Raw genomic sequence first — 20,548 nt, forward strand, 5'->3', positions numbered from 1 at the left:
GCACCTGAACTTCGGTATCGACGTGATCAACCAGATCAAAATCGAAAACCCGCACTTGTGGGATGCCGAGATGAAGGAAGAAGCGACCCAGATGATTCTGCAGGGTACGCAGCTGGAGATCGAATACGCTCGCGACACCATGCCTCGTGGGGTGCTGGGTATGAATGCGGCGATGATGGAAGACTATCTGAAGTTTATCGCTAACCGTCGTTTGACGCAGATTGGTTTGAAGGAAGAGTACCCAGGCACCACCAACCCGTTCCCGTGGATGAGCGAGATCATGGACTTGAAGAAAGAGAAAAACTTCTTCGAGACCCGTGTGATCGAGTACCAGACCGGCGGTGCGCTGAGCTGGGACTGACGTAACGCTGTAGGAGCGAGCTTGCTCGCGAAGAACGTCAACGATAACGCGCTCATCCTGAATGAACGCGGCGCCCTTGGGATCTTCGCGAGCAAGCTCGCTCCTACCGTCAACGGCTTCAGTTCGACACCTGCTCCAGGAAAATCAACTGCAACGGCTCGCTGAGCAACGCATCCGCCGTGGCGGCAAAGCGCTGGAAGTAAGGCGTGGCAAAATGCTCATCCAGTGCCGCCTGGTTCTTGAATGCCTCGCGCATGTAGAACGTGCCGGGTTCGTCGCGTCGCTCGAACAACACGTAATCCAGATTGCCAGGTTCGGCCCGCGTCGGTTCGATCAGGCTCAGCAAGCCAGCTTTTAGAGCGTGCTCTTGGCCAGGTTTGGCCTTGAGTACGGCGAGGGATACCAGGGGTTTGGGCATGGCGATGTCTCTTTGAGTAGGTGGGTTGGAACAGCCGGCAACAGCGGTGAACATCACGGCGTACAGCCAGGCTTTGATCGGTGTTTTCATGGGTGTCGCTCGCAATGGATTGAAGCCATCGTTGCCCACTTGGCGACAAAGAAACACCGACTAAACACGCTTACACTTTCTTCAAAGGCTTTAAAATGCCGCACTCCATCAAGACCCCTTGCGTCGGCCTGTGCTCCACCGTCTACGGTGACCTGGTCTGTCGGGGCTGCAAGCGCTATCACCACGAGGTGATCCAGTGGAATGGCTATAGCGCCGAGGAAAAACAGGCGGTGTGGCTGCGTCTGGAACAACTGCTGGTGCAGGTGATGGCCAGCAAGCTGGAAGTGTTCGACCCGCACTGCCTGCGACAGCAGCTGGAAGCGCGCAAGATTCGTTTTATGCCGCACCAGTCGCCGTATTGCTGGGCATACCAGCTGATCGCACGGGGTGCGCGGGTGATTTCCAGGCTCGATGCCTATGGGTTGGCGTTGCTGCCAGAGTTTCGCGAGCGCCACCTGGCGGATTTGCGCGATGCGATAGATCGAGAGTTTTTTCTGCTGTCCGAGGCACATTACGAACGCTATATCGCCCCGGTATTCTTGAAAGAGTCATTCGGCCCGGCGCTGATTGCCACGCGTTGACCCACAGTTGTGTTTAAAATGCCGCCCGCCCGATGACTGACCCTTAACGATGAACCCAGACGCACTCGCTACCCTGCACGCCCACTTGCTCACTGCCCTGGCTGACGCGCCTGCGGAAACCCGGCGCCTGTTCCATGGCCGTGGCCGCTGCTGGCCGGGCCTGGAACAACTGACGGTGGACTGGCTGCAAGGGGTGGTGCTGGTGGCGTTGTTCAAGGAAACCGAGCACCTGCAGGCCCTGAAGCAGACGCTACTGCACATCGACTGGGCTGCTTTCGGCGCGCACACCGTGGCCCTGCAACACCGCTACCTGCCGCAAAGCACCACCGAATGGCTGGTGGGCGACGCCATCGACGAGCTGACCATCACCGAGGGCGGCCTGCGCTACCTGATCGACCTGGGCAAAAAACAGAACAGCGGGCTGTTCCTCGACATGCGTTACGGGCGCAACTGGGTGCGCGAACAGGCCCAGGGCCAGCGCGTGCTGAATTTGTTTGCCTATACCTGCGGTTTTTCCGTGGCCGCCATCGAAGGCGGCGCCGACCATGTGGTGAACCTGGACATGGCCCGTGGCGCCCTCAGCCGTGGCCGCGACAACCATCGCCTGAATGGGCATGACCTGAGCCGGGTGAGCTTCCTGGGCCACGACCTGTTCAAGTCCTGGGCCAAGGTGACGAACAATGGCCCTTACGACCTGGTGATCATCGACCCGCCCTCCTTCCAGAAAGGCAGTTTCCTGCTGACCAAGGATTACCAGCGCGTGCTGCGCCGCCTGCCGGACTTGCTCAGTGCCCACGGCACCGTACTGGCATGCATGAACGATCCTGCCTTGGGCGAAGATTTCCTGATCGACGGCGTGACCCGCGAAGCACCGGGCCTGCGCTTTGTGCAGCGGCTGGAAAACCCACCGGAATTCCCTGACATTGACCCACAGAGTGGGCTAAAGGCACTGGTGTTCCGTCAGGGCTGATGCCGAAACATCCTACGCTTGCTACGCTAACGGATACGCCGGGCGGTGAACCTTATCCTCCCCTTCCCGGTCGATACCTGCATTCCCTGGCCAGACTCGATGACGCTACGTCGTCGGCTGCCCCGTTTGACCTTTTGGAGAACCGCCCGTGATATCGACCCTGCATGTAGCCAGACTCAAAGCCTGGGGCGCCCACGGCTTTACCGCCACCGGTGTGGTACTGGCCTTTTTGGCCACCCTGGCGCTGCTGGAAAACTCCCCCAAGGCGTGCCTGCTGTGGCTGGGCCTGGCGCTGGTGGTGGATGGCGTCGACGGCTCGCTGGCGCGACGGGTGAATGTCAGCACGGTGCTGCCCAGCTTTGACGGCTCGGTTCTGGACCTGGTGATCGATTACCTCACCTACGTGTTCATTCCAGCACTGTTTATCTACCGCTACATCGACCTGCCCGATTTCACCCACCTGTTTGCAGTGTCGGTGATCCTGGTGTCGTCGCTGTTCTGCTTTTGCAACGTGAACATGAAGAGCAAGGACAACTACTTCGTCGGCTTCCCTGCCGCCTGGAACGTCGTTGCCCTGTGCGTCTATATCATCCAGCCGGATGCCTGGGTCACCTTGCTGACCGTGATCGGCCTGGCGCTGTTGACCGTGACGCCGATGAAGTTCCTGCACCCGTTCCGGGTCAAGCGCTTCATGCCGATCAACATCGCGGTGACCACGATCTGGCTGTTGTGCAGCTTCCTGATGGTGGTGGACTACCCCAACACCAACCCATGGACATTTGGCCTGTGGTCGCTGATGTCGGCCTATTTCCTGGGTATCTGCATCTGGCGCACGGCCGTGGAATGGCTGGGCGCGCACAAATAACGCTCTAGAACGCCCCGTTGTCGTGGGGTACGACATCGGGGAACACCGCCGCTACCTGCCACTGTTCAGCGATCTTTGCATGCGCATCGACTCTGAACAGGTCCCAGAAGGTGTGGGTTTGACCATTGACCCGCCCTTCTGACTGGACCGCGACAAACTCACCTTCAGCCACCATCTTCCTGATCGCGACATACTCCTTGTCGCTCACCGCCAACGCTTGCGTCAGGCAAGCGGCGCCATCGGCAATTTCCGTAATGTGCTGCGCCAACCCATGCTTGCTGATGAACTCGGGCAGGCGCTGATGCTGCTTGTCGACCAGTACCGTCTGGACGAAGGCTTTAGCCGTGTTTGCGCTCTGCTGCGTCATGCCTGCATGTTCAACCGTCGCCGGGCCGTCAAGCTGGGTGCGGCCGGAGGCAGAAATGCGCATCACGGGCACCGACGCATCCCAATGTTCCTGGATCTGATCATCCGCGACGCGGAACATGTCGACGCCGACAACAGCTTCGCCGCCGGTGAATACGCCGTTGAGCCAGTTGCGATGAATACCGTGCAACACCACCAGGTCGCCGTCGCTGAAGATCCGCACCAGCTCGTAGCTGTAGTCGTCTCGCAGGCTTGCCACTAACTGCTCAAGACCTTCTCGGCCGGTTTGCACATAGGGGCTGTGCTGCTTGTAGGTCGGGGCGACCCACTTCTGGATCACGGCCGGGTCCTTGGCGGTCATCAGTTCGGTCCACATCGTGGTTACCACGTCTTTTGCGTTCATGTTTCACCTCGTCTTTGCAATTGGGAACTGCCGCAGTCGCTACTTCGCGTCGCCGTCAACAGCGCGCGCCAGGCCGAAATCGCGCAGCGCGACGTAGGGGTCCCAATGTTCGCGATAGGTTTTGATCTTGCCGCCGTCCAGCGTCACGATCGAAATGTAGTTCTGCTCATAGAGCTTGCCCGAGCCCTTGATGGTGGCCGTGCCGGTGTATTCGTAAACGTAGGTATGCGGGGTCTTCAGCGTATGGATGATCCAATTTTCTACCGGTCCGATATCCAGATTTTCCATATAAGGCACGAGCGAGCTGAAGTAGCGCTTCATGGCCTCGGCTCCACGGACCTCCTTGAAGAACAGGCCAAACTCTATGGGCGCGAACGGAAATTCCCAACCGCCGTCCGGGGTGAAATAGGGAATCATCCGTGTCGGGTTTTCAGTCCAGCCGTTGACTGCATTGCAGACAAAGCGCGCCACTTCCAACGCATCGTCGGGGCCTTTGTAGGTGTGTTTCATGGTCTACCTCCAGGGGTCAGGTCATGCACGGGTGTGAATGGGATGGCTTCAGGTGATGGGGCGCAGTTCTCGCAGGAAGAGCGACAGCGCCAGGCCGATCTCGGCCGGAGAGTCTTCCTGCAGGCTATGAATGCCCGGCACGCTGACCTCGCGTTGATTGGCCCAGGTGCGGGCATAGGCCAGCGCACGCCCGGTGAGCACCGCGCCTGGCTCCCCGACGATCAGCAGCTTGGGCAGTGCCTCGGTCGCCAACCATGCGCCAGACGCCTCGATGATCTTGACGACATTGGCCGGTTCACCCTCGATAGGCAGTTCGCGGGGCCAGGCCAGGGTCGGCCATCGGTCTTCCCGGGTGGCAAAAGGCGCGCGGTAGGCGTCCATTTCCTCGACGCCCAGGGTGCGCAATGTGGTGCGAGGCAGGATCCCTTCGATGAAGAGGTTCTCCTCAAGGATCATCTGCTCGCCTGGTTCCGAGCGCAGGGCTTTGAAGAGGTCCTTGCCTGCGCCGGCGTAGTCGTCCCAGCTTCCCGGAAACACCACACCTTCCATATACACCAGCGCCTGTACACGATCCCGGTTGCGGTTGGCCCAATGCGCTCCCAGTGCAGTGCCCCAGTCATCGGTGACCAACACAACGTTGGTCAACCCCATGGCCTCGAACCAGGCATCGAGATAGCGGGCATGATCCTCGAAGCAATAGGCGCGAGTCGGCGACTTGCCCGAGAGCCCCATACCCACCAGGTCCGGCGCCAGGCATCTGCCGTGTGGCAGCACGTGAGGAATGATATTGCGCCACAGATAGGACCACGTGGGGTTGCCGTGCAGGAAGACGATGGGGTCGCCTGCGCCGACGTCCACGTAGCTCATGTCGGTGTCGAGGACGGCAACTCGCTGGCGTGGATGCGGGTCGCCATATTGCGCAAGATTGTCGGCGGTAAGCAGAGGCATGTCGGGGGCTCCTTGAGTGCCAGCTGATTCGGTGAGTCATCAGCCTAACCAAAGGACAATCATCACAATAGATGCTAGTTTTGAACCCTCTGTTACTTGAAACCGGACAATAGAATGGCCACCCAGGCTGTGCTGGAGGACCTCAACGATCTCTACTATTTCTCCATGGTCGCCGAGCACGGCGGGTTCTCAGCGGCGGGACGGGTGCTGGGCATCCCCAAGTCGCGCCTCAGCGCACGCGTCGCGGCGCTCGAACAACGCCTGGGCGCCCGCTTGTTCCATCGAACCACGCGCCACGTGTCCCTGACCGACCTCGGTGAGCGGTTTTTCATCCACTGCCGCGCCTCGATCACCGAAGCGCTCGCAGCCCAAGAGGTCATCGACATGGCCAGCGCCGCGCCGCGTGGGCTGGTGCGCATCAGTTGCCCGGTGCTGGCGACGCAGGTATTCCTGGCCCCTAACCTGCCGGCGTTCATGACCCTTTACCCCCAAGTGCGCGTACAGGTGCTTGCCACCGATCGCACGGTGGACCTGCAGGCAGAATCGGTGGACATCGCCGTGCGGCTGCGCCGGCCGGAGGACATGGACCCCGACCTGGTCGCCAAACCCCTGGGGATCAGCCGGCGCATCCTGGTCGCCAGCCCGGACTACCTCCATCGCACGGGGTCGCTGTCTCATCCGGACGAGCTGGCACAACGGCCAACGCTCTACTACGAAGCGGCGGATGAGCCGCAGCCACAATGGCTGCTGGTGGGCCCCGATGGTGCGCGCACCACCGCCAAGCTGCGGCCGACCTTGATGTGCAGGGAGCATGAAACGATCCTGAATGCGGCCATCCAGGGGTTGGGCATCGCGATGATGCCGGATGTTGCGTGCCTGCCCGCCCTAGCTCGACAGCAATTGGTGGTGGTGCTGCCAGAATGGAGTGCCCCCGAGCTGACGCTGCACCTGGCGTATTCGGCGCGGCGCGGCATGCTGCCTTCGGTCAGGGCGCTGATTGACTTTCTGTCCGAGCATCTGCCACAGATTGTGATGCAGAACTCGGTTCGGTGAGGCTGGGTGTCTACCCGCTCCCACAGAGGTTCTGTGCCAGGCGCAGATTTTGTGGGCAATACATAACCAATGTGGGAGCTGGCTTGCCTGCGATAGCGGTGGTTCAGTTGAAAATTCAGTGACTGACACTCCGCTATCGCGGGCAAGCCCGCTCCCACATTTGAATCGCCTAGACCCGCCACATCGCAGTAAGATGCTGGCTTTCTGCGGCCCTCCAACAATAAGCCCTGCCCATGCCTTTCGAACTCAGCGTTGACCTCACTACCCTGGCCATCCTGGCCGTTGTCGCTTTTATCGCCGGTTTTATCGACGCCATCGCCGGCGGTGGCGGTTTGTTGACCACGCCCGCCCTGCTCACCGCTGGCATGCCGCCGCATCTGGTACTGGGCACCAACAAACTCAGCTCCACCTTCGGTTCGGCCACCGCCAGCTTTACCTTCTACCGCCGCAAGCTGTTCCACCCACGCCAATGGGTGCACGCCATCGTCGGTACACTGATCGGTGCGCTGACCGGCGCGGTCGTCGCCCATTACTTGCCCGCCGAAACCCTGAACAAGATGCTCCCGGTGATCGTCTTCGCCTGCGGTGTGTACCTGCTGTTCGGTGGCACGCCCAAGGCGCCGCTGGATGCCGAGGCACCGATCAAGAAGAAATGGCAAGCCACCCAGGGCTTTGGCCTGGGCTTCTACGACGGCGTGGCCGGGCCCGGCACGGGGGCGTTCTGGACGGTCAGCACGATGCTGCTGCACCCTATCGACCTGGTGAAGGCCAGCGGCGTGGCGCGCAGCATGAACTTCGTCAGCAACGCGGCGGCGCTGACGGTGTTCATCATCAATGGGTCGGTGGACTGGATTGTCGGCCTGGCGATGGGGGTGTCGGTGATGTGTGGCGCGTTCTTTGGCGCACGCAGCGCGATCAGCGGCGGCGCCAAATTCATTCGCCCGGTGTTTATCACCGTGGTGCTGGGCCTGACCGTACGCCTAGCCTGGCAGCACTGGTTCAGCGTGGCCTAAGCGGCGGGCCACGTAGAGGTCGATGAGGTAACGCGCAATCGAGCGTGACGCCGGCAACGGCGGCAGCTCGTGGATATTGAACCACTGCGCATCTTCGATCTCGTCGGCCTGGGGCACGATATCGCCACCGGCGTATTCGGCATGAAAGCCCAGCATCATCGAGTGAGGGAACGGCCAGCATTGGCTGCCCATGTACTGGATGTTCTTGACCTCCACCTGCACCTCTTCACGCACTTCCCGGATCAGGCAGTCTTCGGCGGATTCACCCGGTTCGGCAAAACCGGCCAGGGTGCTATAGACCCCCGTGACGAAACGCGGCGAACGCGCCAGCAGGATCTCATCGCCACGGGTCACCAGCACGATCATGCTTGGCGAGATACGCGGGTAGCTGCGCAGGTCGCAGGCCTGGCAATACATCGCCCGCTCCCTCGGCACCTGCACCATCGCCTGGCCACAACTGCCACAAAAGCGGTGCTCCCGCGCCCAGGTGCCGATCTGCGCGGCGTAGCCCAGCACTTTGTACAGGGTGTGATCGCCTTGCAGCATAAAGCCGCGCAAGCCCTGCCAACTGCACCCTGGCACATCCGCCACCGAGTCGAGTTCCAGCAGGTACACCGGCTCGCCGTCGAGGTGGCCGATGCCGTGTTCGGCAAACACCGACAGGTCCTGGCGTTTGAGCCATTCGCGCGGGAACAGCGGGCCATTGGTGTCGTGTAAAAAGCCTTCGCGGCTGCGGGCGACGGCCCAGCCGCCAGGGGCGTCGTTGTCCAGCAGCGTTGTAGTAATCCAGCCTGGGGTCATGTCGGTCAATCCACGAATTCGGGTTTCTGCTTACTCATGTGGGCCGCGATGGCCACGCGCAGGTCGTTGGATTGCAACATAGCCGAGTTCCAGGTGGCAACGTATTCCAGGCCGTCATTGACTGTGTGGTCACGCATGTAGCTGATCATGGCCTTGGTGCCGGTCACGGCAATCGGCGACTTCGCGGCGATTTGCTGGGCGAGGTCCATGACACCCGCCAGCAGGCTTTGCTGATCAGCAAACACGCGGTTGACCAGGCCGATGCTACGGGCTTCTTCAGCGCCGAACTGACGGCCGGTGTAGGCCAGTTCACGCAGCATGCCGTCGCCGATAATGCGGGGCAGGCGTTGCAAGGTGCCGACGTCGGCGGCCATGCCGATGTCGATCTCCTTGATTGAGAATTGCGCGTCCTCGGCGGCATAGCGCATGTCGCAGGCACTGATCAGGTCGATGGCGCCGCCGATGCAATAGCCCTGGATCGCCGCCAGCACGGGCTTGCGGCAAGTGTCCACAGCGTTGAACGAGGCTTGCAGCTCGAGAATCTTGCGGCGTAGCAGACGCGCATTGCGCCCCACGTCCTTGCCAAAATCATTGGCGATCGAGGCCAGCATCATCAGGTCGATGCCCGAGGAAAAGTGCTTGCCCGCCCCGCTGAGTACCACGGCACGCACGGCGTCGGTTTCGTCGATCCATTGGAAGATGTCGATGATTTCGGTCCAGAACGCCGCGTTCATGGCGTTGATCTTTTCCGGGCGATTGATCTGCACATGGGCAACGTTGCCGCTGAGTTCGACAACGAAGGCTTGGTATTCGGACATGGCAGTGATCCCTGACTGGCGATTGAGAAAGGCCAGACTATATCAAGGGTGCGCCACGGCGCATCGGCCAAAAGCGGGACTGGCACCGGCGCAGGAAAAGACGCTGGATAAAACCCCGTACACACGCCATCCTTCGCGCTTTAAGCCGCACCGTGCGCGGCGTTCGACGTTTAAAGGAAATTCCATGCAACTTCATCCCCTCGCCCCTGCCGATTTCGACGCCATCGAGGCCACCCTGCTGCAGTACGGCGACGACCATTCAGTGCTGAACATGGCCGAACTCGACGGTTACTTCACCGCGCTGGTCTCAAGCCCCGCCCGAGTGGACGTGGCCGAGTGGTTCCCGGCTATCTGGGGCGGGCAGAACCCGAAATGGGACAACATGGACGAAGCCCAGGCTTTCCTTGATCTGTGCGTGCGTCATATGAATACCCTCGCCGCGCAGTTGGCCACCGACGCCCAGGCATTCAAGGCCCGTTTCGATGACACCGAGCATCAGGGCCAGGTGGTGACCCTGGCCGAGGAATGGTGCTTTGGCTATGTGCGCGGTGTGGCGATCGCCGACTGGCCGCCATTGCCCGCTGTACAAGCCGGGCAACTGGAGCGGATTTCCTGGTGCGCCGAGCAGGACAATTTCGAACTGCCGGCAGACCTGGATGTAAACGCCCATCAACAGCGGGTCAGCGAGATCGAACCGGCTGCGCGTGCGCTGCATGACTACTGGCTGAGCCAGCGTTAAGGCCGTAGGAGCGAGCTTGCTCGCGAAAAACTTACCGGCGCCGCGTTCATTCAGGAAGCACGCTTTATCGTTGACGTTTTTCGCGAGCAAGCTCGCTCCTACAGTTAGGGCAAGTCCCTCACACATTTGGGCACGCAAATCACCCGCTCACTCGACAAGCATGGCGTGTTTGCCTGATGATTCGGGTCCGCACGTCGGCCACTCCACGCCACCTCGCCTTGACCAGGAGCCTTGTACCTTGAGTTCGCAGAAAACCGTGACCGTTACACCGCCCAACTTCCCCCTCACTGGCAAGGTCGCGCCCCCCGGCTCCAAATCCATTACCAACCGTGCGCTGTTGCTGGCGGCACTGGCCAAGGGCACCAGCCGGTTGAGCGGTGCGCTCAAAAGCGATGACACGCGCCATATGTCGGTAGCCCTGCGGCAGATGGGCGTCACCATCGACGAGCCGGACGACACCACCTTTGTCGTCACCAGCCAAGGCTCGCTGCAATTGCCCGCCCAGCCGTTGTTCCTCGGCAACGCCGGCACCGCCATGCGCTTTCTCACGGCTGCCGTGGCCACCGTGCAAGGCACCGTGGTACTGGACGGCGACGAGTACATGCAAAAACGCCCGATCGGCCCGCTGCTGGCTACCCTGGCCCAGAACGGCATCCAGGTCGACAGCCCCACCGGCTGCCCACCGGTGACCGTGCACGGCGTGGGCAAGGTCAAGGCCAAGCGCTTTGAGATTGACGGTGGCTTGTCCAGCCAGTACGTATCGGCCCTGCTGATGCTGGCCGCGTGCGGCGAAGCGCCGATTGAAGTGGCGCTGACCGGCAAGGACATCGGCGCCCGTGGCTACGTGGACCTGACCCTCGATTGCATGCGTGCGTTCGGGGCGCAGGTCGACGCCGTGGACGACACCACCTGGCGCGTGGCCCCCACCGGCTATACCGCCCATGATTACCTGATCGAACCCGACGCTTCCGCCGCCACTTATTTGTGGGCCGCAGAAGTACTGACCGGTGGGCGTATCGACATCGGTGTAGCCGCGCAGGACTTCACCCAGCCCGACGCCAAGGCCCAGGCTGTGATCGCGCAGTTCCCGAACATGCAGGCCACGGTGGTAGGCTCGCAAATGCAGGATGCGATCCCGACCCTGGCGGTGCTCGCCGCGTTCAACAACACGCCGGTGCGTTTTACCGAACTGGCGAACCTGCGCGTCAAGGAATGTGACCGCGTGCAGGCCCTGTACGATGGCCTCAACGAAATTCGCCCGGGCCTGGCGACCATCGAGGGCGATGATCTGCTGGTAGCGAGCGACCCCGCTTTGGCTGGCACCGCCTGCACCGCACTGATCGACACCCACGCCGACCATCGCATCGCCATGTGCTTTGCCCTCGCCGGGCTTAAAGTCTCGGGCATTCGCATTCAAGACCCGGACTGCGTGGCCAAGACCTACCCTGACTACTGGAAAGCCCTGGCCAGCCTGGGCGTTCACCTAAACGACTGACACACAAACCTGTAGGAGCGAGCTTGCTCGCGAAAAACGCACAGGTTCCGCGTTTCTTCAGGAAACACGCGTTATCGTTGACGTTTTTCGCGAGCAAGCTCGCTCCTACAACTCTGCCGGGAGCGTCAATGACCCTTCGCCAACCCTGCCCACCCGGCGCCTGTGTCTGCAACCGTGAACAACTGCTGCAAGCGCCCGGCGCTGACCTGCGCATTCTCCAACTGACGCGCCAGCAGGAAAAAATCCTGCTGGCGCGCCTGGAAAACCTCAAGAGCCTGCAAGACCTCGAACACCTGCAACAGCGGATGTACGACCAACTGGGCATCCGCGTACACATCGCGCCCGGGCATACGGAGGTAAAAAGCATGCGCGGGATCCAGATCGTCATCGACGAACTGCCGGGCATGTGTCGCAAGACCCGCCAGTCGATCCCCGCTTCCATTCGCCGTGGCCTGGAGAAAAACCCAGAGATTGCCTACCGCTTGCTGGACGCCCACGACCTGTTTCGCGACGTCTGAATTATCTCGCCACTGCCTCTCGCTGGAACAACCCCTGCCCCACAGCTCGGGCCTTGTGCAAATGCACCTGGGCGGTGCCACTTTCCGAGTCCAGCAACAGCTCGGAGGTGAGTACCTGCGCCCCGCAATAATCAAAGATGCCGTAGTCGATCTGGGTGTTCATGGCCTTGGCATAACCGTGTCGGTCAAAGGCACTTTCGTCAGCCGCCCCCAGGGCCAGCAGATGCACCTGCAAATGCCGCAGTTTCTTCTGCACCGGTGTATCGGGGCTGTAATCAATCGCCCAGCCATTGACGAATACGCGGTCTACCCAGCCCTTGAGCAATGCGGGCATCGACCACCAGTAGATGGGAAACGCCAGCACCAGCGCATCGGCGCGGTCGATGCGAGCCTGTTCGGCCAGCACGTCGGCTGGCGGCGTGGCGCGGGTACGGTGAACCTGATGATCGGCGGCGGTATAGCGCGGGTCGAAACCTTCGGCGGCAAGGTCGGCTATTTCGAAGGTGTGGCCAGAGGCGCTCAAGCCCGCCCCCACCTCGGCGGCCACACTATGAGTGAGGGATTGCGGGTCGTGATGAGCAACAACGATCAATGCGTGCATGACTTTGACTCCGCTTCGGCTTAATCTACTTTTAGTAAGTTACGTCGAATAAGTTACTTTTGGTATATAAGCATGTCAAGCAGTGAATCCCCTGCCCCACGTCGTCGTTTGTCCCGTGAAGATCGCCTGCGTCAGTTACTCGACGTGGCCTGGCAATTGGTGCGTGACGAAGGCACCGACGCCCTGACCCTGGGCCGCCTGGCCGAGTTGGCGGGCGTCACCAAGCCGGTGGTGTACGACCACTTCGCGACGCGTGCGGGGTTGCTGGCCGCGCTGTATGCAGACTTCGACGCGCGCCAGGACCAGGTATTTGCCAATGCCATCGCCACCAGCAACGCGACCCTTGAGGACCGCGCGTGGGTCATCGCCTCGTCGTATGTCGACTGTGTGCTGTTGCAAGGTCGGGAAATTCCCGGCGTGGTTGCCGCCTTGAGCGGTTCGCCGGAGTTGGAAGCGTCCAAGCGTGAATACGAGGCGATCTTCCTCGATAAGTGCCGGGACGCGCTGTCGCCCTTCACCCACGGCGGCAGCATTTCCCAGGCCGGCCTGCGCGCCATGCTCGGCGCGGCGGAAGCGCTGTCCCACGCGGCGGCCAATGGCGAGATCAGCCGCGAGGAAGCTCAGCAGGAGCTGCTGGAGACTATCCTCGGGATGGTCAGGCGCGTCAGGCCGTAGGCAGACGGCCCTGGACGAACAGTTGCGCCTTGCGCGTCAACTGGTCCAGGTGCCGATCGCGCTGTTTCTCTGCGTCGACCATGGCGCGCTTGCCGTGTTTTTGCAGCAGGTAGGTGTGGATCTGCCGCACTTCCAGCGAACTGTAGATCGAGGCCACATCCAAAACCCCCATCAGCCCATCGGTGCCGTAGTTGCGGGTGTTCATCACAACCTGGGTGCCACGCGCACCGCGCACCTGGAACCCCAAGGCTTCGAACACCGCAACCTTCTCTACCGCACAGGCCAGTTCGGCGTGGGGATAACGCGCCAACACCTCGTCCAGCATGCTGCGCGCCACACCCTGGCGACGAAAGCCGGCCTGCACCGCCATAAACGCGATGCCACAGGCGTGCGGATCATCCTTCACCGGCAGATACAGGCAAAAGCCCACCACTGCGTCGTCTTCCATCGCCACGACCAACTCCACCGCAACGCCCTTTTCGCCATTCAACGCCTCAAGGTACAGGTGTACCTCAAACCCGATGGCGTACTGGTAGATGTTGTAGAGCAGGTTGCTCGGTGCCAGCGCCACGCTGCTGATGTCGGTGAGGTTGTCTACCACCATCTGCAGGATCTGGCTGTTGATCGGTTCGGGGCACGGTGTGGTGTAGCGGGTAAGGCTGAACATGCAAATTCCTGGGGTTTCGCGTCAAGGCAGCGGCGATTGTACCTGTTGCGGGCCGCTCATGGCCCGCACACCTCGCGCAAACAGGTGCGCAGCCAGCGATGGGCCAGGTCGGCGTCCTGTCGCGGGTGCCACAGCATCGCCACGGTAAACGGCGGCAACGTCACCGGCAGCTCAAAGCAGTGCAAGCCTCGAGGCGGCACGGTGATATAGCGCTCGGGCACGCTGGCGATCAGGTCGGTGCCCCGCGCCAGGGCGATGGCCGTGTTGAAACCGGCGACCACGATGCTGACCTGCCGAACCAGACCTTGCACCTCAAGGGCATCGTCGATCTGGCCACGGTCCTGCCCGCGCCGCGACACATAGACGTGTTGTCCCTGGGCGAAACGCGCTGCGCTCAAAGGGCCGCGACTCAGAGGATGGCCCGCGCGCACCACGCCCACCAGGCGGTCACGAAACAGCGCCTGGGTCAGCACCTCGGGGCTGGCGCCGACATCGACCACACCGGTTTCCAGGTCGACACCACCGTCGCGCAGCAACGCACTGTGCTTGTCGCTCTTGTGCACGAAACGCAAGCGCACCCCTGGGGCGTCCTGGGCGATACGCGCGAGCAATGCAGGGCCGAAGCGTTCGACGAACTCCTCACTGGTGCGCAAGGTGAAGGTGCGTACCACTTCACCCAAATCCAGGGTGTGCGCGGGGCGCAATACGGCGTGGGCGTCCTGCACCAATTGGCTGACCTGCTCGCGCAGTTGCAACGCCCGGGGCGTCGGCACCAGGCCGCGCCCCGCACGCACCAGCAACGGATCGCCCGTGGCCGCGCGCAAACGCGCCAAGGCCCGGCTCATGGCCGAAGGGCTCAGGCGCAAGCGCTGGGCGGCGCGAGCGACGCTGCCTTCGGCAAGCAGCACGTCCAGGGTGATGAGTAAATTGAGGTCGGGCATGTGGGCTCCTTATCAGGCGTTGGACGCAGCTATAACCTGCAACCCATGCGTCTTCCGCCATGTTAGGCGACGCCGTAGATTTGTGACAGGTGCATTCACTCAAGGAAACGCGCATGCAAACTTCCACACGCGGCGGCCTGGTCGCCTTGTCGCTGTCCATGTTGCTGGCCGCCCTGGGCACCAGCATTGCCAATGTCGGCCTGCCCAGCCTGGCGCACGCCTTCGGGGCATCGTTTCATGCCGTGCAGTGGGTGGTGCTGGCCTACCTGCTGGCCATCACCGCCGTGATTGTCAGCGCGGGGCGCCTGGGCGACCGTCTGGGGCGCCGGCGCTTGCTGCTGGCCGGGTTGCTGGTGTTTGCCCTGGCCTGCGCCGGGTGTGCCGCCGCGCCAACCCTGTCCTGGCTGATCGGCGCACGGGCATTCCAGGGCCTGGGCGCGGCGATCATGATGGCGATGACCCTGGGCATGGTGGGTGACACCGTCACGAAAGCAAATACCGGCCGAGTCATGGGCTTGCTCGGCACCCTGTCGGCACTCGGCACGGCCATGGGGCCGAGTGTCGGCGGGGTATTGCTCAGCCTGTGGAGTTGGCGCGCGCTGTTTCTGATCGGCCTGCCCTTGGCGGGCGTGGCTGCCGCCCTCGCCTACCGTTATTTGCCGGTGGATGCTGACCGCCGCGACGCTTGGCCAGGCGATACATTCTGGGCGCCCCTGCGCGATGCGCCGTTGCGCGCCGGCTTGGCCATGAGTGCCCTGGTGTCGGCAGTGATCATGGCCACGTTTGTGGTAGGCCCGTTCTACCTGTCCCGTGGCCTGGGCCTCGATCCCGCCTGGATGGGCTTGGCCATGGCCGTGGGGCCCGCAGTCGCGGCGGTTACCGGTGTACCGGCGGGTTACCTGACTGATCGCCTCGGCAGCCAGCGCCTGACGCTCATGGGATTGGGCGTGATGCTGTGCGGGGCCTTGTTGCTGTCGCAGGCGTCCGGGCTAGGCGTTTATCTCGCGGCGCTGATTGTGTTGACGGCCGGCTACAGCCTGTTCCAGGCGGCCAACAACACGGCGGTGATGAGCGATGTACAGGCGACACGCCGAGGCACGGTGTCCGGCCTGCTGAATCTGTCGCGCAACCTGGGCCTGATTTTCGGCGCATCGGCCCTCGGCGCGGTGTTCGCCCGCGCCACCCCGGATGTCAGCCACGCCGCGCCCCAGGCGGTGGCTGCCGGTTTGCACGCCACCTTCGCCATGGCAGCAGGTTTGCTGCTGATAGCCGCACTGATCGCCTGGAAACGTGCGCAAAGGCCGAGCAGCGCGAAGCAGACAAATATTGACAAGCTAAAATCGTAACGACTATTGTCTGACAACCTGATCACCAAGGTTTTCCCATGCTTGAGCTCCAGCGCCCCGATTCGCTTGTCGTGCGGGTTGTCAGCGCCATTCGCGCAGAAATCGAATCCGGCCAACTGGCCCCGGAGTCGCGCCTGCCGACCGAACAGCAATTGGCCGAACAGCTCAACGTCAGCCGCTCCGTGGTGCGTGAAGCCATTGCCCAGCTCAAGGCCGACGGTGTGCTCACCGCTCGCCGTGGTCTGGGTTCGTTTATTTCGCAGACCCCTGCGGGCACGGTGTTTCGGTTTCCGCAGCCCAACGGGCGACGACCTGACCTGGCGCAGATGTTCGAAGTGCGCCTGTGGATCGAAACCCAGGCCGCTTCGATTGCCGCCCAGCGCCGCGACAGCGCCGACCTGCAGCGCATGAAAAGCGCGTTGCAGGCCATGCAGGACAACCGCGACGACTTTGAAGCCGCAGCCCTGGCCGATGTGGAATTCCACCGCGCCATTGCCGACGCCAGCAAGAATGACTACTTCGTGGCCTTCCATGACTTCCTCAGGAGCCAGTTGGCCAGTGCGCGTAAAACCGCGTGGGAGAACTCGGCGTCGCGCTTTGCCACCGGCTCGGCCGATGCAACCGAAGAACATCAACAGCTCTACCAGGCCATCGCCGACGGCGACGCCCAACGCGCTGCTGCCAGTGCCGAGGCGCACCTGCGTGCCGCAGCGCAGCGCCTGCAACTGGAATTGCCGACCACGAACTGATGCAACCTGTGTGAAGCGTGTCCTTGGACACGCCATTTTTTTAACAAAAACATTAGTCTGACAACCTGATAAGCAGACTGAAATGTACAGCCTAGGTACCCCTGCAATGATTCATGACTTTTGCATTATCGGCGGCGGCATCGTCGGCCTGGCCACCGCCATGGAGCTGCTCAAGCGCCAACCCGGCGCGTCGCTGGTGATTCTCGAAAAAGAGTCGGTGCTGGCCAAGCACCAGACCGGCCACAACAGCGGCGTGATCCATGCCGGCATCTACTACGCGCCCGGTAGCCTCAAAGCCGATTTGTGCAAGCGCGGCGCCGAAGCCACCAAGCAGTTCTGCCGTGAACACGGGATCAAATTCGAGGTGTGCGGCAAGCTGCTGGTGGCTTCAAGCCCCCTGGAAATGCAACGCATGGAAGCGCTGTACGCCCGCGCCCAGCTCAATGGCATGCAGGTCGAGCGCTTGAATGCCGAACAGCTGCGCCAGCGTGAACCGAACATCGTCGGCCTCGGCGGCTTGTTTCTCGATGCCACCGGGATTGTCGATTACCGCCAGGTGTGCGAGACCATGGCCCAGGTGATTCGTCGCCACGGTGGGCAGATCTGCCTGGAACGCACCGTCACCGCCATCCACGAAGACACCGATACGGTCACCGTCAACACCGAGGGCGAGACCTGGCAGGCCCGCCACCTGGTGGTGTGCGCCGGCTTGCAGTCAGACCGCCTGGCGCGCCTGGCCGGCATCCGCATCGACCATCAGATCATCCCGTTTCGTGGCGAATACTTCCGCCTGCCCTCCGCCAAGAGCAACATCGTCAACCACCTGATTTATCCGATCCCCGACCCGCAGCTGCCCTTCCTCGGCGTGCACCTGACCCGCATGATCGACGGCAGCGTCACCGTCGGCCCCAATGCTGTGCTGGGCCTGGGCCGCGAGAACTACCGTAAGTTTTCGGTGAACTGGCGCGACGTGGCGCAGTACGCCAGCTTCCCGGGATTCTGGAAAACCCTGTGGCAAAACCTCGGTTCCGGCACCACCGAAATGAAGAACTCGTTATTCAAGTCCGGCTACCTGGAGCAGTGCCGCAAGTACTGCCCGTCCCTGACCCTCGATGACCTGCTGCCCTACGAGGCCGGTATCCGTGCCCAGGCGGTGATGCGTGACGGCAGCCTGGTGCACGACTTTCTGTTCGCCCAAACCTCACGAATGCTGCATGTGTGCAATGCGCCCTCGCCGGCCGCCACCTCAGCCATGCCCATCGGCGCGATGATCGCCGACCGCCTGTTCCACCCCCAGTAAGACCGCACCGCCCGTTCACCCAACAATAACTACAAAGACCCAGAAGGAAGTCCAGCATGTCGGCATCCGCCTCCATCCCCGGTACCGAAACGCCCGAACAAACCCGCAAGCGCCTACGCAAAGTAGCCGCCGCCACCATCTTCGGCTCGATGCTGGAGTGGTACGACTTTTACCTGTACGCCACCATGGCGGCGATTGTGTTTTCGAAGATCTTCTTCGATAACAGCGACCCGAAGACTGCCACGCTAATGGCCTTTTCGACCTTTGCCATCGGCTTTATCGCCCGCCCCTTCGGCGGCATCCTGTTTGGCTACCTGGGCGACAAGTTCGGGCGCAAGCAAGTGCTGGTGCTGACCTTCTGCCTGATGGGCGTGTGCACCACCTTGATCGGCTTGATCCCCAGCTACGCCTCCATCGGCATCTGGGCCCCGATCCTGCTGGTGTTTATCCGCATCATCCAGGGCCTGGGCGCGGGTGCCGAGCTGTCGGGCGCGGCGGTCACCTCCTACGAACACGCCTCCCAGGGCAAGCGTGGCAGCCAGGGCGCCTGGCCGGCACTGGGCCTGAACCTGGGCTTGTTGCTGTCCTCGCTGACCATTTACCTGCTGACCATCAACGGCAACGAGTTCCTGCTGGCCGGCGGCTGGCGTATTCCGTTTATCTGCAGCATCGTGCTGGTGGGCGTCGGCCTGTGGGTGCGCAACAGCATTCCGGAAACCCCGCAGTTCGAGGAGCTGAGCAAGGAAAAAGCCAAGGCCAAGCCATCGCCCCTCAAAGCCTTGTTCAAGAACGACCTCAAGGGCCTCGCCGTGGTGTTTTTTGTCGCGATTGGCTACAACGCCCTGAGCTACATCTTCAAGACCTTCTCCCTGGCGTACCTGACCCAATTCAAAGGCGTGGACGTGCATGTCACCTCGCTGTCGGTGACCATCGCCAGCCTGGTGGCCATCGTCGCCGTGCCCTGCTTCGGCTGGCTGTGTGACAAGTGGAGCAGCAAGACCGTGTTGATGCTCGGCGGGCTGTGCTCGCTGTTGTTCGCCTACCCGTTCCTGGCCCTGCTCAACAGTGGTGAAAGCCTGATGATTTACCTCGCCATCGGGGTGGGCACCGGAATCCTCGCGCCGATGATGTTCGCCCCCCAGGGTTCGTTCCTGAGCCGGCAGTTCCCGACGCAAACGCGCTCATCGGGCTTTGGCACCGGGCGGGAAATCGGCACTGCCATTGCCGGTGGCCTGGCACCGCTGGGTGCGCTGTCGATGGTAGCGGCCTCGGCCACCCACTCCACCGATGGCGTGGTGGTGATCCTCGCGATTTCTGCGTTGTTGGTGGTGGTGTTTGCCCTCTGCGATCAGGGCGCGAAACACTCGACATTCAAGAACTGAGCAAAAAAAGTTCGGACCAACGGGTGCATGGATGCACCTGGATCGCGCATCATGGGCACTTTCAAGCTCAAGGGTAACGTCCATGCGCGTTCTGTCATTGATGATGGGTCTTACGACGCTGGCCGCCACTACGGTGTTCTGCGCCAGCGCGATGGCGAATGAAGAAAGTCAGTTAGTCCAACAGATCAACCAATACCGCAGCCAGGTACAACGCTGCGGTGACCAGGGTTCCCAGGAGCTGCCGCCGCTGGCCAGCGATACACGGCTGGTGTTGCCGGCCTCCAATGTCGGCGATTTGCAGCAGTCGCTGGCGCGGGCTGCGTACCCGATGGTGAACGTGCAGGCCATCAGCCTGTCCGGGCCCAAGGATGCCGAGGCCGCAATGAAAGCGGTACGCGAAAGCTTCTGCCGCGTAGTGCTCGATCCGCAATTTGTCGACATCGGCGTCAGCAACAGCGGCCAGGACTGGCGCATCGTGCTGGCCCGCCCGCTGCTGACCAGTGGCCTGGGCGACTGGCAAACCGAAGGCAGAAAACTGCTCGACTTGATCAACACCGCGCGTGCCGAGCCACGCCAGTGCGGCACCCAGGCGTTCACCGCGACCACACCGCTGTCGTGGAACGACACGCTGGCCAGCGCGGCCAACAGCCACACGCGCAACATGGCCAATGGCAACTTCTTCGACCACCTGGACCACGACGGTCGTACGCCCGGTGACCGCGCCGAACTGGCCGGGTATATCGCGAAGAACATCGGCGAAACCATCGCCGCCGGCCTCGATACGCCGCGCAAGGTCGTCGACGGTTGGCTCGCCAGCCCCGGCCACTGCGCCACCCTGATGAACCCGCAATTTCGCGACTTGGGTGCCGCCTACGCGATGGACCCCAAGAGTGACGCGGGCATCTATTGGACGGGGTTATTCGGTACGCAATGAAGGT

Annotated in this window: 24 protein-coding genes; 15 read left to right on the forward strand and 9 right to left on the reverse strand. The window is 62.0% G+C overall.

Features of this window, described 5'->3' with window-relative positions; genetic code table 11:
- Positions 1-361 (forward strand): ribonucleotide-diphosphate reductase subunit beta (locus QK296_RS20345; RefSeq protein WP_282391228.1); only part of this gene is annotated, 361 nt, incomplete at its 5' end.
- Between the two features lie 118 nt (positions 362-479).
- On the opposite strand, the gene QK296_RS20350 is transcribed toward QK296_RS20345, so the two are convergent.
- Positions 480-779: a putative quinol monooxygenase gene (locus QK296_RS20350; protein ID WP_032901053.1), complete on the reverse strand. Its 300-nt coding sequence runs from the start codon at positions 777-779 to the stop codon at positions 480-482.
- 185 nt (positions 780-964) lie between these two features.
- On the opposite strand from QK296_RS20350, the gene QK296_RS20355 reads away from it, so the two are divergent.
- The 3 genes from QK296_RS20355 (at position 965) to pcsA (ending at position 3,285) form a co-directional block, all read left to right on the forward strand.
- A complete protein-coding gene (locus QK296_RS20355) occupies positions 965-1,450 on the forward strand; it encodes a DUF1289 domain-containing protein (protein WP_003191019.1) in 486 nt (161 codons plus the stop codon).
- Positions 1,451-1,499: 49 nt separating this feature from the next.
- Positions 1,500-2,420: a class I SAM-dependent methyltransferase gene (locus QK296_RS20360; RefSeq protein WP_282391229.1), complete on the forward strand. Its 921-nt coding sequence runs from the start codon at positions 1,500-1,502 to the stop codon at positions 2,418-2,420.
- Between the two features lie 148 nt (positions 2,421-2,568).
- A complete protein-coding gene (gene pcsA, locus QK296_RS20365) occupies positions 2,569-3,285 on the forward strand; it encodes a phosphatidylcholine synthase (protein WP_003191017.1) in 717 nt (238 codons plus the stop codon).
- Between the two features lie 4 nt (positions 3,286-3,289).
- Here pcsA and QK296_RS20370 read toward each other — a convergent pair whose 3' ends face one another.
- The 3 genes from QK296_RS20370 to QK296_RS20380 are packed head-to-tail and all read right to left on the reverse strand — an operon-like array spanning position 3,290 to position 5,512.
- Complete coding sequence (locus tag QK296_RS20370; RefSeq protein WP_282391230.1) at positions 3,290-4,054, reverse strand: nuclear transport factor 2 family protein; 765 nt, start codon at positions 4,052-4,054, stop codon at positions 3,290-3,292.
- Between the two features lie 39 nt (positions 4,055-4,093).
- Positions 4,094-4,564 (reverse strand): nuclear transport factor 2 family protein, encoded by a 471-nt coding sequence (locus QK296_RS20375; RefSeq protein WP_137203826.1) that lies wholly within the window; start codon positions 4,562-4,564, stop codon positions 4,094-4,096.
- A 48-nt stretch (positions 4,565-4,612) separates the two neighbouring features.
- Positions 4,613-5,512, reverse strand: a complete 900-nt coding sequence (locus QK296_RS20380) for a haloalkane dehalogenase (RefSeq protein WP_282391231.1) — start codon at positions 5,510-5,512, stop codon at positions 4,613-4,615.
- Between the two features lie 114 nt (positions 5,513-5,626).
- Here QK296_RS20380 and QK296_RS20385 point away from each other — a divergent pair, with 114 nt between their 5' ends.
- Together QK296_RS20385 and QK296_RS20390 are read left to right on the forward strand one after the other, a co-directional pair.
- Entirely contained in the window at positions 5,627-6,565 is a 939-nt protein-coding gene (locus QK296_RS20385) for a LysR substrate-binding domain-containing protein (RefSeq protein WP_003191013.1), read from the forward strand.
- 233 nt (positions 6,566-6,798) lie between these two features.
- Positions 6,799-7,578, forward strand: coding sequence for a TSUP family transporter (locus QK296_RS20390; RefSeq protein ID WP_003191011.1), 780 nt, complete (start codon positions 6,799-6,801; stop codon positions 7,576-7,578).
- Here QK296_RS20390 and nudC read toward each other — a convergent pair.
- Complete coding sequence (gene nudC, locus QK296_RS20395) at positions 7,546-8,379, reverse strand: NAD(+) diphosphatase (RefSeq protein ID WP_003191009.1); 834 nt, start codon at positions 8,377-8,379, stop codon at positions 7,546-7,548. The two genes, QK296_RS20390 and nudC, sit on opposite strands and share 33 nt — an antisense overlap.
- A gap of 5 nt (positions 8,380-8,384) precedes the next feature.
- Positions 8,385-9,197, reverse strand: a complete 813-nt coding sequence (locus QK296_RS20400; protein ID WP_003191008.1) for a crotonase/enoyl-CoA hydratase family protein — start codon at positions 9,195-9,197, stop codon at positions 8,385-8,387.
- A gap of 184 nt (positions 9,198-9,381) precedes the next feature.
- Here QK296_RS20400 and QK296_RS20405 point away from each other — a divergent pair, with 184 nt between their 5' ends.
- From QK296_RS20405 to QK296_RS20415, 3 genes are all read left to right on the forward strand, one after another.
- Positions 9,382-9,936, forward strand: a complete 555-nt coding sequence (locus QK296_RS20405) for a UPF0149 family protein (RefSeq protein ID WP_034135518.1) — start codon at positions 9,382-9,384, stop codon at positions 9,934-9,936.
- A 238-nt stretch (positions 9,937-10,174) separates the two neighbouring features.
- On the forward strand, positions 10,175-11,431 hold the full coding sequence (locus tag QK296_RS20410; protein ID WP_282391232.1) for a 3-phosphoshikimate 1-carboxyvinyltransferase: 1,257 nt from the start codon (positions 10,175-10,177) through the stop codon (positions 11,429-11,431).
- Between the two features lie 128 nt (positions 11,432-11,559).
- Entirely contained in the window at positions 11,560-11,949 is a 390-nt protein-coding gene (locus tag QK296_RS20415) for a hypothetical protein (protein WP_282391233.1), read from the forward strand.
- Between the two features lies 1 nt (position 11,950).
- Here the strand turns inward: QK296_RS20415 and QK296_RS20420 are convergent, their stop codons facing one another.
- Positions 11,951-12,550, reverse strand: coding sequence for an NAD(P)H-dependent oxidoreductase (locus tag QK296_RS20420; RefSeq protein WP_282391234.1), 600 nt, complete (start codon positions 12,548-12,550; stop codon positions 11,951-11,953).
- A gap of 72 nt (positions 12,551-12,622) precedes the next feature.
- On the opposite strand from QK296_RS20420, the gene QK296_RS20425 reads away from it, so the two are divergent.
- Complete coding sequence (locus tag QK296_RS20425) at positions 12,623-13,225, forward strand: TetR/AcrR family transcriptional regulator (protein ID WP_034135514.1); 603 nt, start codon at positions 12,623-12,625, stop codon at positions 13,223-13,225.
- Here QK296_RS20425 and QK296_RS20430 read toward each other — a convergent pair.
- Together QK296_RS20430 and QK296_RS20435 are read right to left on the reverse strand one after the other, a co-directional pair.
- Positions 13,215-13,892 carry a GNAT family N-acetyltransferase gene (locus QK296_RS20430; RefSeq protein ID WP_034135513.1) on the reverse strand — a complete coding sequence of 226 codons (678 nt, stop codon included), beginning with the start codon at positions 13,890-13,892 and terminating at the stop codon, positions 13,215-13,217. The two genes, QK296_RS20425 and QK296_RS20430, sit on opposite strands and share 11 nt — an antisense overlap.
- A gap of 56 nt (positions 13,893-13,948) precedes the next feature.
- Complete coding sequence (locus tag QK296_RS20435; RefSeq protein WP_282391235.1) at positions 13,949-14,833, reverse strand: LysR family transcriptional regulator; 885 nt, start codon at positions 14,831-14,833, stop codon at positions 13,949-13,951.
- A 113-nt stretch (positions 14,834-14,946) separates the two neighbouring features.
- On the opposite strand from QK296_RS20435, the gene QK296_RS20440 reads away from it, so the two are divergent.
- The 5 genes from QK296_RS20440 (at position 14,947) to QK296_RS20460 (ending at position 20,544) form a co-directional block, all read left to right on the forward strand.
- Positions 14,947-16,179, forward strand: a complete 1,233-nt coding sequence (locus QK296_RS20440; protein ID WP_003190997.1) for an MFS transporter — start codon at positions 14,947-14,949, stop codon at positions 16,177-16,179.
- 38 nt (positions 16,180-16,217) lie between these two features.
- Positions 16,218-16,928 (forward strand): FadR/GntR family transcriptional regulator, encoded by a 711-nt coding sequence (locus QK296_RS20445; protein WP_003190996.1) that lies wholly within the window; start codon positions 16,218-16,220, stop codon positions 16,926-16,928.
- Positions 16,929-17,034: 106 nt separating this feature from the next.
- A complete protein-coding gene (gene lhgO, locus QK296_RS20450; RefSeq protein ID WP_003190995.1) occupies positions 17,035-18,228 on the forward strand; it encodes an L-2-hydroxyglutarate oxidase in 1,194 nt (397 codons plus the stop codon).
- A gap of 56 nt (positions 18,229-18,284) precedes the next feature.
- Positions 18,285-19,610 carry an MFS transporter gene (locus QK296_RS20455; protein ID WP_003190993.1) on the forward strand — a complete coding sequence of 442 codons (1,326 nt, stop codon included), beginning with the start codon at positions 18,285-18,287 and terminating at the stop codon, positions 19,608-19,610.
- An 82-nt stretch (positions 19,611-19,692) separates the two neighbouring features.
- Entirely contained in the window at positions 19,693-20,544 is an 852-nt protein-coding gene (locus tag QK296_RS20460) for a CAP domain-containing protein (protein WP_034135509.1), read from the forward strand.
- Positions 20,545-20,548 lie beyond the last annotated feature (4 nt).

The sequence above is a fragment of the Pseudomonas sp. AL10 genome, assembly GCF_029960685.1.
Classification (GTDB): domain Bacteria; phylum Pseudomonadota; class Gammaproteobacteria; order Pseudomonadales; family Pseudomonadaceae; genus Aquipseudomonas; species Aquipseudomonas lactis.

What these genes read in the sequence shown, in the direction of transcription:
- QK296_RS20350 (WP_032901053.1), bottom strand. Translation starts at nt 779, where the DNA reads ATGCCCAAACCCCTGGTATCCCTCGCCGTACTCAAGGCCAAACCTGGC.
- QK296_RS20355 (WP_003191019.1), top strand. Translation starts at nt 965, where the DNA reads ATGCCGCACTCCATCAAGACCCCTTGCGTCGGCCTGTGCTCCACCGTC.
- QK296_RS20360 (WP_282391229.1), top strand. Translation starts at nt 1,500, where the DNA reads ATGAACCCAGACGCACTCGCTACCCTGCACGCCCACTTGCTCACTGCC.
- QK296_RS20370 (WP_282391230.1), bottom strand. Translation starts at nt 4,054, where the DNA reads ATGAACGCAAAAGACGTGGTAACCACGATGTGGACCGAACTGATGACC.
- QK296_RS20375 (WP_137203826.1), bottom strand. Translation starts at nt 4,564, where the DNA reads ATGAAACACACCTACAAAGGCCCCGACGATGCGTTGGAAGTGGCGCGC.
- QK296_RS20380 (WP_282391231.1), bottom strand. Translation starts at nt 5,512, where the DNA reads ATGCCTCTGCTTACCGCCGACAATCTTGCGCAATATGGCGACCCGCAT.
- QK296_RS20385 (WP_003191013.1), top strand. Translation starts at nt 5,627, where the DNA reads ATGGCCACCCAGGCTGTGCTGGAGGACCTCAACGATCTCTACTATTTC.
- QK296_RS20390 (WP_003191011.1), top strand. Translation starts at nt 6,799, where the DNA reads ATGCCTTTCGAACTCAGCGTTGACCTCACTACCCTGGCCATCCTGGCC.
- nudC (WP_003191009.1), bottom strand. Translation starts at nt 8,379, where the DNA reads ATGACCCCAGGCTGGATTACTACAACGCTGCTGGACAACGACGCCCCT.
- QK296_RS20400 (WP_003191008.1), bottom strand. Translation starts at nt 9,197, where the DNA reads ATGTCCGAATACCAAGCCTTCGTTGTCGAACTCAGCGGCAACGTTGCC.
- QK296_RS20405 (WP_034135518.1), top strand. Translation starts at nt 9,382, where the DNA reads ATGCAACTTCATCCCCTCGCCCCTGCCGATTTCGACGCCATCGAGGCC.
- QK296_RS20415 (WP_282391233.1), top strand. Translation starts at nt 11,560, where the DNA reads ATGACCCTTCGCCAACCCTGCCCACCCGGCGCCTGTGTCTGCAACCGT.
- QK296_RS20420 (WP_282391234.1), bottom strand. Translation starts at nt 12,550, where the DNA reads ATGCACGCATTGATCGTTGTTGCTCATCACGACCCGCAATCCCTCACT.
- QK296_RS20425 (WP_034135514.1), top strand. Translation starts at nt 12,623, where the DNA reads ATGTCAAGCAGTGAATCCCCTGCCCCACGTCGTCGTTTGTCCCGTGAA.
- QK296_RS20430 (WP_034135513.1), bottom strand. Translation starts at nt 13,892, where the DNA reads ATGTTCAGCCTTACCCGCTACACCACACCGTGCCCCGAACCGATCAAC.
- QK296_RS20435 (WP_282391235.1), bottom strand. Translation starts at nt 14,833, where the DNA reads ATGCCCGACCTCAATTTACTCATCACCCTGGACGTGCTGCTTGCCGAA.
- QK296_RS20440 (WP_003190997.1), top strand. Translation starts at nt 14,947, where the DNA reads ATGCAAACTTCCACACGCGGCGGCCTGGTCGCCTTGTCGCTGTCCATG.
- QK296_RS20445 (WP_003190996.1), top strand. Translation starts at nt 16,218, where the DNA reads ATGCTTGAGCTCCAGCGCCCCGATTCGCTTGTCGTGCGGGTTGTCAGC.
- lhgO (WP_003190995.1), top strand. Translation starts at nt 17,035, where the DNA reads ATGATTCATGACTTTTGCATTATCGGCGGCGGCATCGTCGGCCTGGCC.
- QK296_RS20455 (WP_003190993.1), top strand. Translation starts at nt 18,285, where the DNA reads ATGTCGGCATCCGCCTCCATCCCCGGTACCGAAACGCCCGAACAAACC.
- QK296_RS20460 (WP_034135509.1), top strand. Translation starts at nt 19,693, where the DNA reads ATGCGCGTTCTGTCATTGATGATGGGTCTTACGACGCTGGCCGCCACT.